This is a genomic window from Paeniglutamicibacter antarcticus (assembly GCF_039544305.1).
Taxonomy (GTDB): domain Bacteria; phylum Actinomycetota; class Actinomycetes; order Actinomycetales; family Micrococcaceae; genus Paeniglutamicibacter; species Paeniglutamicibacter antarcticus_C.
In genome coordinates this window covers 121,891-136,741 of record NZ_BAABLK010000022.1, presented here as the reverse complement: position 1 = coordinate 136,741, position 14,851 = coordinate 121,891, and the positions used below count along the sequence as shown (strand labels likewise).

Genomic DNA, 14,851 nt, shown 5'->3' with positions numbered 1-14,851 from the left:
CTAGCTTGCCGGGGTGTCCGGGTAGAGCAGCAGTTCGCCGTCCTGGACCTCGATCTTGTAGGTGCGGGCGGCGACGGTGGCCGGCAGGCACAGCGCGGTGCCCGACTTGAGGCAGAACTTTGCCGCGTGCACCGGGCATTCGACCTCGACGCCTTCGATCCAGCCGTCGGCCAGCGAGGCGGTCTCGTGGGTGCACTCGTCGTTGATGGCGTAGAAGTTTCCGTCTTCGGCGTGGAACACGGCGATGTCGTCCTGGGTGCCGTTCTCCTCGGACGTGATGACCATGGCCTCGCCGGCTTCGATGCTGTCGACGCTACCGATGTTGATTGCCTCGCTCATGAGGTGCCTCCTGGATTCCTTCCCGCCGCGGCGCGGAGCCCGGCGGAAGTGGAAGTGATGAATAGGTGTCCTTCCATCATCTCGCGGATGGCGCCCTGCGCGTAACTAGCCGACCGATTCGGTTGCCGTTGCCGACGCAAGCAAGTGCCCGCCGACGCCCTTTTTCCCGAGGAATGCATCTGATCGCCCTTTTCCAGGCACTGGGTATCGGTGTCGCTTTGCGCGCGGAATAGCGTCAAGGATTCGGCATTTCCCTTCTCCGAGTATCACGATGTCGTAACGTCGTTTTTATACCATGGATATGCGGATCGCATACTCGTTTTTGGTATAAAAACCCCTGAAACCAGCTGTGAATCCGCTAAGACTATTGTGCCTGCTGTTAGCGTTGGCTTTCTAAGTCTCATCCATCGCGTGCGGCCAATGGCCGAACCCGGCGGCCCTGTGATCCAGAATGCACAAATCGTGTCGCCGGATCTTCTGCGCGACACGTGGACGGAACGACGCATGAAATCAGCACCTGGGACGGCAACACCGGCCCTACGTGTCTCCAACGCCTTCAAGGTGTTCGGACGCAAACCGCAAGAAGCGGTGAAAGCCCTCAAGGACGGCCAATCGCGCAAGGACGTTGCCGCACTGGGTACGGCGGCAGTCATTGACGCGTCGTTCGAGGTCCAGCCCGGCGAGATCTTTGTTGTCATGGGGCTCTCCGGGTCGGGCAAGTCGACATTGATCCGGATGCTCAACGGCTTGTGGCCAATGACCAGCGGATCGGTCCACATCGGCGACACCGACATCAGCAAGATCTCCGGCAAGGCCCTGCGCGAGGTCCGGCAAAAAAGCGTTTCCATGGTGTTCCAGCACTTCGCGCTGCTTCCGCACCGCACCGTGCTGGAAAACGCCGCCTACGCACTGGAAATCCAGGGCGTCGAGAAGAAGAAGCGCACCGAGCTCGCCACCAAGATGCTCGACACCGTGGGATTGACCGGTTGGGGCGAGAAGTACCCTGAGCAGCTCTCCGGAGGCATGCAGCAACGCGTCGGGCTGGCCCGTGCCTTGTGCTCCGAAACCGACATCCTGCTGATGGACGAGGCGTTTTCCGCACTTGACCCGCTGATCCGCCGCGACATGCAGGAGCAGCTGGCTGCGCTTCAGGCAAGCATGGGAAAGACAATCGTCTTCATCACCCACGACTTGAACGAGGCGATGTTCCTTGGGGACCGCATTGCTGTGATGCGCGATGGTGAAATCGTGCAGATCGGCACCCCCGATGAGATCCTCACCAACCCGGCCAACGAATATGTGGCGTCCTTCGTCCGAGACGTGGACCGCACCCGCGTGCTGACCGCCGGCACCGTCATGGAGAACCCGCGAGCGGTTGTCAGCCTCAGCGGAGGCGCACGTGCCGCCCTGCTGACCATGCGCGAGCAACAGACCACCGGGGCCTTCGTCATCGACCGTAACCGCATCTTCCGCGGCATCGTCACCGATCGCGAGGTTGCGGCCCTTGCCGACGGTGGCGCCTCGGACCTTACCGAGATCCTGACGCGGCAGGAGGAAGCGGTCTCCACCGACACTCCGCTGAACGACCTTTTCGGCCGCGCAGTGGAAAGCAACACTCCACTGCCAGTGGTCGATGAAAAAGGACAGCTTGTCGGGGCCGTGGCCAGGGCAACGTTGCTGGCCGCCCTGGGCAACGTGCCTTCATCAACCGAGTCCATGGATATCCTCGCGCAGGAACAAAGCGCGGGACGCCACGACGGTAGCCAACGAGCAGAAATATTCACCCAGGAACCATCCGGTGAAATGGGAGGCACTCACTAATGGCCAATGACTTATTCCGGATTCCCGTCGGTAAATGGGCGCAAACGGCCCTTGACTGGGTCATCGATAATCTCGGTGCCTTCTTCGACGGACTCAAGGCCTTTTTCCAACAGTTCTACGATGCGCTCGACTGGGTTTTGGTGACCCCTCCGTTCTGGGCAGTCATCATCGTGCTCGCCGCGTTGGCCTTCTGGGTCAAGGGCTGGAAGCTGGCATTGGGCACCATCGTTGGTTTCCTGCTGATCTACGGCATGAACCAATGGGAAAACGCGATGGACTCGCTGGCCTTGGTCCTGGTGGCCGCCTTGGTCGCGGTGATCATCAGCGTGCCCTTGGGAATCGCCGCCGCCAAGTCGGCTGCCGTTTCCAGTGTGGTGAAACCCGTCATGGACTTCCTGCAGACCATGCCCGCATTCGTTTACCTGATTCCGGTCATGCTTCTGCTCAGCGTCGGACCCGTGCCGGGCATCGTAGCGACCATCGTCTTCGCGTTGGCCCCGGGCGCCCGTTTCACGGAACTCGGTATTCGTTCCGTGGACAGTGAAGTAGTCGAGGCCGGCCAGGCCTTTGGCGCCTCACCCATGCGCATCCTGCGCCAGATCCAGATCCCGTTGGCGATGCCCACCATCATGGCCGGCATCAACCAGGTCATCATGCTCTCACTGTCCATGGTGGTCATCGCGGGCATGGTCGGCGCCGGCGGCCTTGGTGGCGCCGTGTACGCGGCACTGACCAGCCTGAACACACCGCTCGGTGTGGAATCAGGTCTCTCGGTGGTCATCCTGGCGATCTTCCTTGATCGCATCACTGCCTCCCTGGGCAGGCCCAGGGACCACGAACAAGCTTAACCACTCACCAAGTTGCGGCCCCGGAACGCTGGGGGTCACCAAGAAAGGCAAAACCATGAGGAAGAAACTCGTATCTTTGATGGCCGTGGCTGCGGCCTCGGCCTTGGCCCTGACCGCCTGCGGTTCCGGCGGCGACGCCGATGCAGGAGCCAGCGGCAGCTCCGGAAATGACGACAAGAAGGAACTGACCATCGGCGTTTTCGCTGGCTGGGACGAGGGCCTTGCCGTTTCCCACCTCTGGGATCGCATCCTGAGCGAAAAGGGCTACGACGTCACGCTGACCAGCGCCGATGTTGCTCCGGTATTCACCGGCATTGCCTCCGGCGGCTTCGACATGGCGATGGACGTCTGGCTGCCGGAAACCCACGCCGACCAGCTGAAAACCTATGGTGACAAGATCCAGGAACTGGGAACCTGGTACGACAACGCCAAGTTGACGGTTGCCGTAAACGAGGATGCAGACATCACCTCGTTGGACGAGCTCGCCGACAAGGCCGACATGTTCGATAACCGCATTGTGGGAATCGACGCCGGTGCGGGCCTGACCAAGGCCATGAACGAACGTGTCATCCCGCAGTACGGCTTGGACAAGATGGACTACGTGCTTTCTTCGACTCCCGGCATGCTGACCGTCCTGAAGAAGGAAACGGATGCCAAGAAGAACGTCTTGGTGACCCTGTGGCGTCCGCACTGGGCCTACGACGCGTTCCCCATCAAGGATCTTGAGGACCCCAAGGGCACGCTGGGCACCGCTGAAAAAATCAGCACCTACGGCAGCCTCACCTTCAACGACGACTTCCCCGAGCTTGCCGGTTGGATGAAGGACTTCAAGATGAACGACGAGCAGCTCTTCTCCCTGGAGAACGCCATGTTCAACGACACGGATACCCAGGACTTCGATCCCATCGTGGACAAGTGGATTTCCGAAAACCAAGAATGGGTGGATTCGCTGACTGCCTCGAAGTAGTCGAGCAACACCCTCCACGGCCCCGGGCCGGCCGGGACAACAGCCTACAAGCTGTTGTCCCTGCCGGCCCGGGTTTTTCGTGCCCGCGGTCCTTCCACACGTCAACGAACAAATAGTAGACTCTGGCCATGACCACACGCGGGCCGACTGCCGGCAGGGACATGGATCGCCGTAGGGTGCTGGCCTTGGGCGGTGTTTCCGCGCTGGCCGTACTGGGCGCGTGCTCCGCTCCCGTGAAGCCCGCCGCCACCGGATCCGCGGACACCGGCGACGGGCCCGAAACCAAGGCCTCGGACCTGGACACACCCTGGTCGATGGTGGTCCGCAAGGACGGGAGCATCCTGGTCTCCGAGCGCGACACCGCGCGGATCATGGCACTGCACCCCGATGGGACACTCAAGCCACTGGTGCACCTGCCACAGGTGGTCCCCGGCGGCGAGGCCGGGCTGCTGGGACTCGAGATCCTCGATGCGCCTAGCGGGGATGAATGGCTCTACGCCTACCTGGGGACCACGACGGATAACAGGGTGGTGCGCTTCGTATTGGATGGCTCCTCGGTGGGGCCTGCCCAGGACATCATCACCGGCTTGCCCCGGGCCAACATCCACAATGGCGGACGCATCAACCTGGGCCCCGATTCCCTGCTCTACATCGGCACAGGGGATGCCACCGACCAGGCTGCTGCGCAGGACGTCTCCCGGCTCAACGGCAAGATCCTGCGCATCGATCCCACCGGCGGAATCCCGGATACCAACCCTTTTGCCGGATCCCCCGTGTATTCCTACGGGCACCGCAACGTACAGGGCCTGGCTTGGGATTCGGCGGGCCGATTGTGGGCCAGCGAACTCGGCCCGGAGAAGGACGACGAGCTGAACTTGATCGAACCGGGCAAGAACTACGGTTGGCCACGGGTCACCGGGGTGGCGAGGGACGAGCGCTTTGTGGACCCAATCCACGTGTGGCCGAACACCGCAGATGCCTCACCCAGCGCCCTGGCCATAGCCGGGGATATTGCATATGTGGCATGCCTGCGCGGCGAGCGCCTGTGGGAGTTGCCCCTGCCAGGATCCGTGCTTCCATCCGATGGCAGGTTGCCAGGCGCCCGGCAGTCCCTTGCCGGGCAGGAAGGGCGGCTGCGCGATGTGCTGGTGGTGGAGAACCGGTTGTGGGTGGCCACCAACGAGGGTCCCGGTTCCAGGATCATTTCGGTGCCTTTTGCTTGAACCTAGGACATGTTGGCGACAAGGCGCAGGACGCGGCTCAGCACGAAGACCGCAGCCAGTGCCCCTGCTGTCCAATACAGGAAACGCACCTGTGAGCGCGGCTTCTCCAGTTGCCACGACCCGGTCTTGTCCTCCCGGTAGTAGACCAGGTCCTCGCCCGCGGGCTTCGGACGGTGCTCAAGAACCAGCAGTTCGCTGCGGATCGTGCCGTCGGAGGTGTGGAACACCAGGCATTCCTGCCCTTCGAAGACCGTGATCTTGTAGCTCGTGCACTTCCAGCCGGCATCCTTGCGGCTCTCGGCCACCGCAAAGGCATAGAACCCGGCCGCGGCAATCAGCGCCACCCACCCCAGAAGGTCAAGTGTCGGGCCCAGGGAGCTCAGCAGGTTTCGCACGCTCTCATCCTATGGTTCGCCGCTGCGAGTCCCTGCATCCGAGGGTGCACTGCACGGTTTCCCCGCTGTGGGTCCGGGCCGGGAATGGACGGTTTTTCCCAACGAGAACGGGGTTCTCCGCCGGTTTCGGGATTCCGCCGGACACTGCGGTTATTCGCTCCCGGTTCCGGATGGATCAGGCTCGGACCCGCGCTTCCGCCTGGCTTACGTTTCGATGCCAGTACCGCAGCCCTCGTTCCCTACCTCCGGGGCACCCACGTGCAGCCCCGCGTTGGGTGCGCAGCAGCCATCGCCCTTCCCAGCCTTGCGCCCTTCGTTGAGGGCAACCGCGGCAATAACCAGCGCCACCAGTGGATCCACCCACGACCAGCCGAGCCAGACGTTCATGAGAAGTCCCACGAGCAGTACGGCCGAAAGGTAGGTACAGAGCAGCGTTCGCTTGGAATCGGCAGCGGCCGAGCGGGAACCGAGTTCCCGACCAGCACGTCGCTGCATCCATGACAGGAACGGCATGATTGCCAGGCCCAGTGCGGCCAGCACGACTCCGGGCATCGATTCCACCGCCTGGGTACCACCTAGCAGCGAGCGGATTGCGTCGGTGGCAACGACGGCAGCAAGTACGAAGAAGGACACCGCAATGACACGCAGTGCTGTTTTTTCGCGTGCTTCGGGGTCCTTGGCACTGAACTGCCAAGCGACCGCCGCGGCGGAAGCCACCTCCACCATCGAATCCAAGCCAAAACCGACCAACGCACTGGAGGATGCGAGTTTCCCCGCGGTAATTGCAACAATGGCTTCGATCACGTTGTAGCTGATGGTTGCCGCAACAAGGAGCCTGACCCGGCCGACAAGCACGGCGCGCCGCTCATCGGCCAAGGCTCCGATGCGGCCGTTGACGCTCTCCATGCTCAGCAGCAGCCCTCGGTGGCTGCATTGGCGCAATGCCGGGGATCCACCATCAGGACCACGCCGAGCAGTTCTGTCAAGGCTTTGGCCAGCAGCGGGTTGGCCAGTTCTTGGCGGGTGCGGAGCCCCTCGGGAAATGCGGCCACCAGTCCGCAATCGCGCAGGCACGCCAGGTGGTTGGAGAGCTTTTGTCGTGAGACTCCCACAAGGTCAGCCAGTTCACTGGGGTAGGCCGGCGCTGTCCGCAGGGCCAGCAACACAACCGTTCGGGCCGGGTCGGACAGGGCATATCCGAATCGGGTCAGTACATTGGCATGAGTTTCCGTTTCCACAAACTGATAGTGCAACAATTTCTGTATTCAGGTTTTGGTGTACTCGTTTCGGATCCCAAGAAGCGTTGCAAGGGCAAACCGGCAACCCCGCGGTTCAAGAGCGTTGAACCGCGACAGTCATTTCACGACCTTGAACACTCCTTGTGCTCCGCGTTCGGCATCGACCATGACGTGCGAGACGAAGGGATAGTGTCCTGGCTCGGGGAAAACGAGCTCCACGAACCCGCCCTGGGCCACGCCCATGGCCAGTGCCTGGCTTCCGCCCTGGCCCTTGCCCCGCCCATCGAGCAGGTAATTTCCCTCGAGCCATGTGGTGTCGAACTGGCCACCGATCACGTGGAACGACGATGCCCGGTTGGGGCCGATGTCCAACAGCCAGATCCGGACCCGTTCGCCGACCTTGGCCTCCAGCGGCCGGTGCACGTATTGGTTCGCATAGCCGTTGAAGACCACCAGGTCCGGCTTCTCCGCTGCCAGCTTGGCGGTGTCCACCTCGGCGTCCTGGGCGCCCAAATAGAATTCGGACTGGGCCAGGACGTAGGACTCATCGACCACCGGCAGGTCATCGGGCTCGATCACCACGGTGCCGAACATCCCGTTGGCGATATGGGCGCTCATGGGCATGGTGGAGCAGTGGTACATCCAGATCCCCGCCTTGGAGGCGGTGAACTTGTAGAGCAGTGATTCCCCGGGCTGGATCGTACGCATCGGCTCATCCGGTGCCAAGGCCCCGGCGTGGAAGTCGATGGAGTGGCCCATGGAACCGTCGTTCCGAAGCGTGATCTCGAACTTATCCCCTACCCGCCCGTGCAACAGCGGGCCCGGCGCGGTGCCGTTGAAGGTCCAGAGCTTTTGCCGCACCCCCGGGGATACCTCGAGGACCGCTTCCGTCGCGGTAAACGTCGCTTTGTGCACGGCGGGCTTTGAATCCTTGGCCTTCGCCGGCAGCCTTGGCAGACGGGCATCGTGTGCCGTGAACGCCTTCTCCGGGGCGGCCAGCAAATCGGGCGTTGCGGCGGCGGGCATCTGCATCGACCCATGCCCGGATTCCGGTTCGTTCCCCTCGGCGCGTGGCGCAGCGGGGGCACCGGTGGCCTTGATGTCCAGCACCATGCCCATCTGCTTGTGGCCCACTATCGAACACCAGGCAGCAACGTGCCCGGTGATGACCCCGGCGTCGATGGTGGCGCTTTGCCCCGGGGCCAACCGTCCGCTGTTCGCCCCCGTGGCCAGCACCAGGTCGTGGGTCTCTGCCGCGTCGGTGTTGGTCACCTCGATGACCAGATGCGTCCCGGGCTGAACCTCGATCAAGGACGGGGAGAATCGCATGTCGGCGGCCTTCACCTTCACGGTCTTTCTCTGTGTGGCAGCCACCGGCCCTGCCGTGGCCGCGCCGGCCGCCGGAGCGGGTGCACCCAGGCCCGAGGCCGCGGGGTCGAGGGCAACGCCCATGGCGATAGCTAGCACCACCGCGATGAGCCCGGCCATGGCCTGCCCGGCGCGCTGGCCCGCCGGGCGTTCGCCTTCCGGGGCCATGCGCACCCGCGGGGGCGGGAGCCCGGTGGAAGTTACCTGGTTCTTGGCCTCGGCTGCGACCTTCGCCTTGGCTGTCTTGTGGGATCGAAGCGCCATGAAGAGCAGGGGCAGGAAGCTGGCCATGGCCACTAGGTAAAGCGCCGAACACAGCACCCGCACCAGCGAGGGAACCGGAAGCGCACATACAAGCAGTGCGGCGTTGGCCGTGGAAACCCGTAGCACTGCGCCGCGGTCCAGCATGGTGGTTGCCGCGCGCACCGGCGCAGGCCCGCCGCCCAGTGCCACCGGCACCAGGTAGGACAGGGCCCCAAGCAGCACCTGGGCGGCGAACCCGGCAACGAGGAAAGGGGTGATGGAGGAGAAAAGGCGGCTAAGCACCTGCCAGTCCCCGGTGCCCAGCATGGAAACCAGAAGCGCAACCAGGGCACCGATCCACCAACTGACGGCCCCGAGGACAGAGAGCGTCGAGAAGGTCTTCGGTGGCTTGTTCCTGGCCACCTGGATGAATGATGAGGCCATGAGCCCCAGACCGGTGATGTAGCCAAGCAGCCCAAGGGCAGCGACCGGGATGAGCCCGAATCCCGCACCGATCCCCGCGGTGAGCGCCGAGGAGATGAGCACCGGCAGGGCGCGCTGGGAGTTCCTTGCCGCGGCGTCGGCGATCTTGGTCCGCAGCATCGTGGGCCACAGAGTAACCAGTGTTCCGGCCACCGTGAGCCCCACCCATCCCAGCACGTTGATCAATGCGTGGGACAAGGTGAGCTGCTCATGGGTCGGTGAGCCGGAGCCGTGGGCCAAGATGGTCCCAAGCACGGCCCCGACGGGCAGGAAGCATGCCGCGGCAATGTAGTACTTCACCGTGGCGCCAAAGCGCGAGGGCAGCGCGCGCCTCATGCGGGTGAAGAGGTTTGCCCCGTGCCAGATGACGGCGCCGGCAATCAGCGCCGCCCCGAGCGCGGTGATGGGCCAGAGCCCGGAGAGCACCCCGATGATGACCACCGAGGTACCGGCGTTGAGCATGACCAGCCGCCAGTTCTGGGTTGCCCTGTCGTGTTCCCTCGGAGGGGTTCGCAGCAGTGCGATGGCAAAGTACTGGGACCAGACAAGGATGGCGTGGGACAGGGCTCCGAGCAGGAGCAGGTGGATCATGAGCCAGCGGGGTGCCGGGATCTGCCGGTGGACCAATGTGGCAACTACGAGCACCACCAGCCAGAACGCCACCGGCAAGTCGCGCATGGGCCAGAATCCCCTGGCCGGGTTCTTGCTCATTTTTTGGTCTCCGGTATCGATATCGTCAGGCCCGTGCGCGGTGGTTGCACGGAGGGGTTGGCGTACGGCAACGGTTTGCCCATCCCGGGCGGCTGCCTGAGTTCCGGCTTGGGCTCACCCATCAGCACCGAGGCAACGGCCAGGAGCAGGAAGAGCAGCAGCGCGATGATGTTTGCCGCTCCGCCGGCCTGCCAAGCCCAGTCGATGCCCAGTCCGTTTCCGATCCAGAGCCGCAGCAGCAGCCCGGCCCACAGCAGGGCTGCCGGGGCCCACATCATCCGCCGGTAGGGCAGTGGCCGGCGAAGGATCGCCGGAAGGATCGTCGAGGAGTGGGCAATGATCATCGAGAGGGTGAAGCCCAGGAATACCGCGTGGATCACCGTGTCGTAGGCGGCCCTGCTGGAGGGGAACCCGAAGCACCAGGTGATCGCGGCAACCAGCAACCAGGCATAGCCGGCCAGCATGCAGGCGGCCATGAACCGGGTGGCCCCGGTGGCCCCGATGGTTCGACGAGCCACGTCATGGGCCCCCATCCAGATGGTCAAGATGGCCAATGCCACCCCGAAAGCAACAATGCCCCACTGGGCGTCGAGCAGCGAAGCCACGACGGCGAAGGCCAGGAGCCAGGAAAGCTGCAGTGCCCGCATCCCGGCCAGCGGGCCCATCGTGATGCGCGCCAGCTCGATGCGCTCGCCCACGATGGTCAGCACAAGGAAAGCCACCAGCCAGGGCAGGAGCAGGGACATCCCTACGCCTCCGAGCCACAGGAGCGCCGCTCCGGTGCCCAACGCCGCTCCCAGGAGCTGGATCAATACCGCGTGGTCTCGTTGGCGGCGCCAAAGCGGCAGGTAGACCCACACCAGTACGGCCATCCCTGCAAGTAGTCCGAGCTTTCCGGCGAATTGCGGCAGGCCCATGAGTAGGAGGATGGAACCTGCCCCGAGCAAGAGCGGGCTCAGGTAGCCGAGCCGTGTTCCCAGGGCCACCGCCCGTTCCAATGCGATCAGCGTTCCCACGAAGCCAAGGGCCAAGACCATGCCGTGGATCTGGGACCATGCGGTGGCGTTGATCGGGGCAGGCAGGCCAAGCAACACGAGCGCGGCGTTGAGCCCTGCCAGCAGGCTTACGGCTGCGGGCAGCATGAGCAGGGTTCGTGCCGGGATCCGCCTGGGTTTGCGTCGGGCGGCTTGGCGTGCGGCGCTCATTCGGGATTCTTTTCGGCGTTGGTTGCGCGAAGGTGCAGCGCACACTGGCCGGGGGCCGAAAACGGGACGAGGGTACTGGCGGCACCGTCGAATCCCATTTCGGCAAAACTTCCCTGGATGATCCCCAGGTGGACACCGCAGACGATTTCCGGGTGCTTGCTTGCCGCTTCAATGAGCGGGCAACGAGTCAGGAGAACCTGTTCGTTTGCGGCATCGGGATCGGGTGCGAATCCGACGTCCTCGAGCATCTCCACGATGCGGGAGCGGGCCTGGTCAACGCGGCGGTCCCCTTCGAGGGGCTCGACCTGCTGCTTGCCGGCCAGCTCCCTGCCCCACGCACGGCCAGCAACCACTGCGTCCTTCACGGGGTCCGCGCTCGATTCGTGCAGGACCGCGGCCAGCGCCGAGGCCAGACCCGCATAGGGAGAAGGCTCAATGGGCCTATGCGCCTCCCAGAGCCAGGCCGGACGACCACGGCCCTCGGAGGTGGCACGGCGGCGCTGGAGGTATCCGTCGCGCAGCAGATCCTCGAGGTGGGCCCGTACGGTGTTTTCATGAAGTCCGCAGATGTTCGTGAGCGCGGCAAGGGTCGTGGGAGTCGATTGCGCCTCGAGCAATTCAAGGATCCGCAAGCGCGTGGGTGAGAGCGGGCGCCCGAAAGACGTGCGCCTGGTGCCGGTCCCGGATCGATCTGTCGGGGGGTTCACGGTGCGACCAAGGCGGCACATGACATGCTGCGACTACATAAATTGTTTTCCACGTAGTTAACTGTAATAAAATGATTGGCAGGTTACCAGTCGAGTCTGGAAACCGTGACCACCCCGAGCAAAGGAACCCCACCATGGCTGACATTGTTATTTCTTCCAGCAAGGAAGAAGCCGAGAAGCAGAACCAACCAGCTGTCCATGAGTGCGCATGCGGAGACCACGACGCGGGTTTCCCGGAACTTGATGCCCGGGTGATCCCGCATGCGATCCGCCATGCAACGATCTTCGGCGCCTTGGACTCCATCGCCTTAGGCGGCGGCCTGATCCTGCTGGCACCGCACAATCCGTTGCCGTTGCTCGAGCAGATCGAAACCCGCGCACCCGGCGCCTTTGAGATCAGCTACCTCGAAGAGGGACCGGAAACCTGGCGCCTGCAGCTGCTTCGCAAGGCCTGAGCGCATTTGGGGGGAAAGCCGTGGGAACGGTCCGGATGACCGCTCCCACGGCTTTTGTGCCCCCGCGGACAAGACCTTGGCCGCTTCTGTCTACTGGAGGTCAGCCATCCACAAATCGGGACCGAGACCTCGTACTGGATGTCCTTGGCCGGCACGCCCCTGGCCACCAGCGAGCTGCGCACATGCTGCATGAACGGCAGCGGCCCGCACAGGTAGTACTCCGCGTCGTCATCCAGCTTGGTGTCTTCCAGATTCATGAAGCCCACATGTTCGTTGCCCGCGCTGGACTCCCCGGGATTCTCGAACCAGGCATCGAGGCGCCCGTGCTGCAGTGCAGCGAGGTCCTCCTCCACTTGGGCGCGCAGCGCGAACGAGCCCGGATGTGCATCGGCGTGCAATACATGGACCTTGCGGGAGGCCCCGGCATGGACCATGTGCGAGAGCATCCCGGCCATGGGGGTGATCCCGATTCCGGCGCTGGCCAGCACCACGGGACGGTTGGAGTAGTTCAGCACCACGTCGCCGAACGGTGCCGAGAGCATGACCCGGTCCCCGGGAACCAAGGAGGAATGCAGCAGGTTGCTCATCTCCCCGTCGGGGTTGCCCTTGATCCCTGATACCCGCTTGACCGCGAACTGCCGGTGCTCCCCGTCATCGGCGCGGGTGAGGCTGTACTGGCGCAATTGATGCACGCCGTCGGCCATCTCCCGCTTCAGCGAAACGTACTGGCCCGGCAGTGATGACTTGGTGGGCCGGGGGTCGTTGCGCCGCACCACGAACCTGACGACGTCCTCGGTTTCCTCGATCCGCTCGGTGACCTCCCAGGTCCGCCAGATCTCATCCGGGGTCAGGTTGACGGCCGAGTAGAGCCCGCGCTCCTTGTTGATCAGCATGTTGGCCATGATCCAATAAACCTCGTCCCAGGCGGCCGCGACTTCCGGGGTCACTGCCTCGCCCAGGGTGTCGACGATGGCCCACATCAGGTTTTCATGGACGATTGCATATTGGTGCGGTCGAAGACCCAGCGAGACGTGCTTGTGGGCGACCCTATCCAGCAGCTGGTCAGGCAACCGGTCAGGGCGCTCAACCAGCGCCACCGCAAACGCGGCTATCGATCCGGCCAGCGCCTGCTGCTGCTTGCCATCAGCCTGGTTGCCGCGGTTGAACATCCCGTCAAGCAGTTCGGGACGTCCTTGAAACATGTGCCGGTAGAACCGGCTTGCGATCTCTTGGATATTTTCCGCAACCACGGGAAGCGTGGCCTTGATGAGTGGTAATGAAGAATCGGAAAGCATGTCCTCGGGGCTCCTCGGTCGAATCCGTTCCACCGGCAGGTTCCATTCCCCGCGCGACGTTGGCAGAACCTATCACCGGCGCAGCGCAGGAAGACAGGATCCGGTTCAACGTGACTCCAAGAATGCATCGGGTCCCGATCACGGGTGCTTCGGGATCCCACCGGGCACCGGTGGATGACGTGCACGTTCGAAGCCCGGAGCCGAATCAACCATGCTGCGGCCGGCACATTTGGCGCCCTCCTGGCCCGCCGATGTTATGTCGCCCCAACCGGTGTCCACCCCGTTCCACATCCGGTGCAAGTGGCAAGAACAGCGGTGGCGCCAAACCCGTCGCGTGCTAAGTTACGGGGATGAACAGACGCATTTCCAGGTCCTGGTCCTGGTCCTGGCTCACGGAACCGGCAGCACGTCTTTCTCCGGCACGCAGGATCGGGGCGGCCGCGCTTGGCGCCTTTCTCATCTTCGCCGGAACCAGCCACCTGAGCTTCGCCAGGGAGGAGTTCCGGTCCCAGGTCCCGGGCTGGGTCCCCCTGGATGCTGATGCGGTGGTCTTGGCTTCCGGTGTCGTGGAAATCGGGCTCGGGGCAGGCCTGGTCCTGTTGCGAAAACGCAGGGCTCCCCTGGGCCTTGCCGTGGCATTGTTTTTCCTTGCCGTCTTCCCGGGCAATATCGCCCAGTACCTGGATCAACGGCCCGCCTTCGGCTTGGACAGCGATGCCGCGCGGCTGACGCGACTGTTCTTTCAGCCACTGCTAGTGATGTGGGCGCTGTGGTCCACCGGGGCCTGGCGGGAGATGCGCCGGCGAAACAAGCCCTAACGGCCCTTTGCGCCGCATACCGGTTCGATTCCCTCATTCGCTTTATTGGCAACTGTTCCGGGAAACCAGCTTGCCACCGCTGCGCCATGGTTCCACAATGGAAGTACATGATCGGCCAGGATGTTTTGGCTTCGCCCATTAACTTTTTGCCCATGCGACGGTAGATTCATGATGCCACCCACCCGGGAGGTGGTCCTACGAAGCGTCCAAGACGTCACGGGCGGAGGGTCCTGACTCTGCCAGCCCCAGATAGAAAATCCCCCTTTGGAAAGAGACCGGAATGCGACAGGAACGTGAGAAGCCCTCACCTGAGCACTTGGTTCCGCAAGGAATCTCCGACCAAACCGTGCAAGCCTTGGGGAAACTCTCAGAGGCCTTGGAAGTCGTTGAGGACGCCCGCGGCAGCCTGTATCGATTCCATCGCCTCACTGGCAAGGCTGATTTGGCATTGGGAGAAGCTGTGGAGCTTCTCCGGGACGCCGGCCACGGCGACATTGCCTCCGAACTTGACGCTTCGATGGTAGGCCGAAACGTCCTGGACGGCAGATGGACCTTCCAGATCGTCGAGGAATACGACGATGGCTACTATGCCGAGCTCAAGGAGCGGGAACGCGGGATCAGGCAGGAACTTGCCGAGGGAAAACGCCACCTCTTCGAAGCCCGCATGAAGGAAGAGCGACGCACACGCGGACGGGCGCAGCACGAATCCGTGCCCCCAAGGGAACAAGCTTGATT

15 protein-coding genes are annotated in these 14,851 nt (G+C 63.4%); 7 read left to right on the top strand and 8 right to left on the bottom strand.

Annotated features, from left to right (window positions below; genetic code table 11):
* Positions 1–339: a bifunctional 3-phenylpropionate/cinnamic acid dioxygenase ferredoxin subunit gene (locus tag ABEA12_RS05655; RefSeq protein ID WP_210099634.1), complete on the bottom strand. Its 339-nt coding sequence runs from the start codon at positions 337–339 to the stop codon at positions 1–3.
* A 504-nt stretch (positions 340–843) separates the two neighbouring features.
* Between ABEA12_RS05655 and ABEA12_RS05650 the strand changes: the two genes are divergently transcribed.
* The 4 genes from ABEA12_RS05650 to ABEA12_RS05635 all read left to right on the top strand — a co-directional run bounded on the left by ABEA12_RS05650 (position 844) and on the right by ABEA12_RS05635 (position 5,198).
* Positions 844–2,160: a quaternary amine ABC transporter ATP-binding protein gene (locus ABEA12_RS05650; RefSeq protein WP_210099633.1), complete on the top strand. Its 1,317-nt coding sequence runs from the start codon at positions 844–846 to the stop codon at positions 2,158–2,160.
* The gene (locus ABEA12_RS05645) at positions 2,160–3,008 is read left to right on the top strand and encodes an ABC transporter permease (protein ID WP_210099632.1); all 849 of its coding nucleotides are present in this window, start codon (positions 2,160–2,162) and stop codon (positions 3,006–3,008) included. The genes ABEA12_RS05650 and ABEA12_RS05645 overlap by 1 nt, the downstream gene beginning before the upstream one ends.
* 55 nt (positions 3,009–3,063) lie before the next feature.
* The gene (locus tag ABEA12_RS05640) at positions 3,064–3,975 is read left to right on the top strand and encodes a glycine betaine ABC transporter substrate-binding protein (RefSeq protein WP_210099631.1); all 912 of its coding nucleotides are present in this window, start codon (positions 3,064–3,066) and stop codon (positions 3,973–3,975) included.
* A gap of 128 nt (positions 3,976–4,103) precedes the next feature.
* Positions 4,104–5,198: a PQQ-dependent sugar dehydrogenase gene (locus tag ABEA12_RS05635; protein ID WP_345466895.1), complete on the top strand. Its 1,095-nt coding sequence runs from the start codon at positions 4,104–4,106 to the stop codon at positions 5,196–5,198.
* Between the two features lie 2 nt (positions 5,199–5,200).
* Here the strand turns inward: ABEA12_RS05635 and ABEA12_RS05630 are convergent, their stop codons facing one another.
* From ABEA12_RS05630 to ABEA12_RS05605, 6 genes are all read right to left on the bottom strand, one after another.
* Entirely contained in the window at positions 5,201–5,593 is a 393-nt protein-coding gene (locus ABEA12_RS05630; RefSeq protein WP_210099630.1) for a hypothetical protein, read from the bottom strand.
* A 204-nt stretch (positions 5,594–5,797) separates the two neighbouring features.
* Positions 5,798–6,499 carry a cation efflux transmembrane domain-containing protein gene (locus ABEA12_RS05625; RefSeq protein ID WP_210099629.1) on the bottom strand — a complete coding sequence of 234 codons (702 nt, stop codon included), beginning with the start codon at positions 6,497–6,499 and terminating at the stop codon, positions 5,798–5,800.
* A gap of 2 nt (positions 6,500–6,501) precedes the next feature.
* Positions 6,502–6,831, bottom strand: coding sequence for an ArsR/SmtB family transcription factor (locus ABEA12_RS05620; protein ID WP_210099628.1), 330 nt, complete (start codon positions 6,829–6,831; stop codon positions 6,502–6,504).
* A 117-nt stretch (positions 6,832–6,948) separates the two neighbouring features.
* On the bottom strand, positions 6,949–9,636 hold the full coding sequence (locus tag ABEA12_RS05615) for a multicopper oxidase domain-containing protein (RefSeq protein WP_345466888.1): 2,688 nt from the start codon (positions 9,634–9,636) through the stop codon (positions 6,949–6,951).
* Positions 9,633–10,841: a hypothetical protein gene (locus ABEA12_RS05610; RefSeq protein WP_210099627.1), complete on the bottom strand. Its 1,209-nt coding sequence runs from the start codon at positions 10,839–10,841 to the stop codon at positions 9,633–9,635. The genes ABEA12_RS05615 and ABEA12_RS05610 overlap by 4 nt, the downstream gene beginning before the upstream one ends.
* Positions 10,838–11,548 (bottom strand): helix-turn-helix transcriptional regulator, encoded by a 711-nt coding sequence (locus ABEA12_RS05605; protein WP_210099626.1) that lies wholly within the window; start codon positions 11,546–11,548, stop codon positions 10,838–10,840. The genes ABEA12_RS05610 and ABEA12_RS05605 overlap by 4 nt, the downstream gene beginning before the upstream one ends.
* Before the next feature lie 134 nt (positions 11,549–11,682).
* Between ABEA12_RS05605 and ABEA12_RS05600 the strand changes: the two genes are divergently transcribed.
* Positions 11,683–12,003, top strand: a complete 321-nt coding sequence (locus ABEA12_RS05600) for a DUF2249 domain-containing protein (protein WP_210099625.1) — start codon at positions 11,683–11,685, stop codon at positions 12,001–12,003.
* Here the strand turns inward: ABEA12_RS05600 and ABEA12_RS05595 are convergent.
* Positions 11,949–13,298 (bottom strand): globin domain-containing protein, encoded by a 1,350-nt coding sequence (locus ABEA12_RS05595; protein ID WP_345466883.1) that lies wholly within the window; start codon positions 13,296–13,298, stop codon positions 11,949–11,951. The two genes, ABEA12_RS05600 and ABEA12_RS05595, sit on opposite strands and share 55 nt — an antisense overlap.
* A gap of 350 nt (positions 13,299–13,648) precedes the next feature.
* Between ABEA12_RS05595 and ABEA12_RS05590 the strand changes: the two genes are divergently transcribed.
* Entirely contained in the window at positions 13,649–14,116 is a 468-nt protein-coding gene (locus tag ABEA12_RS05590) for a DoxX family protein (protein ID WP_345466880.1), read from the top strand.
* A gap of 280 nt (positions 14,117–14,396) precedes the next feature.
* Positions 14,397–14,849, top strand: a complete 453-nt coding sequence (locus ABEA12_RS05585) for a hypothetical protein (protein WP_210099624.1) — start codon at positions 14,397–14,399, stop codon at positions 14,847–14,849.
* Positions 14,850–14,851: the final 2 nt, after the last annotated feature.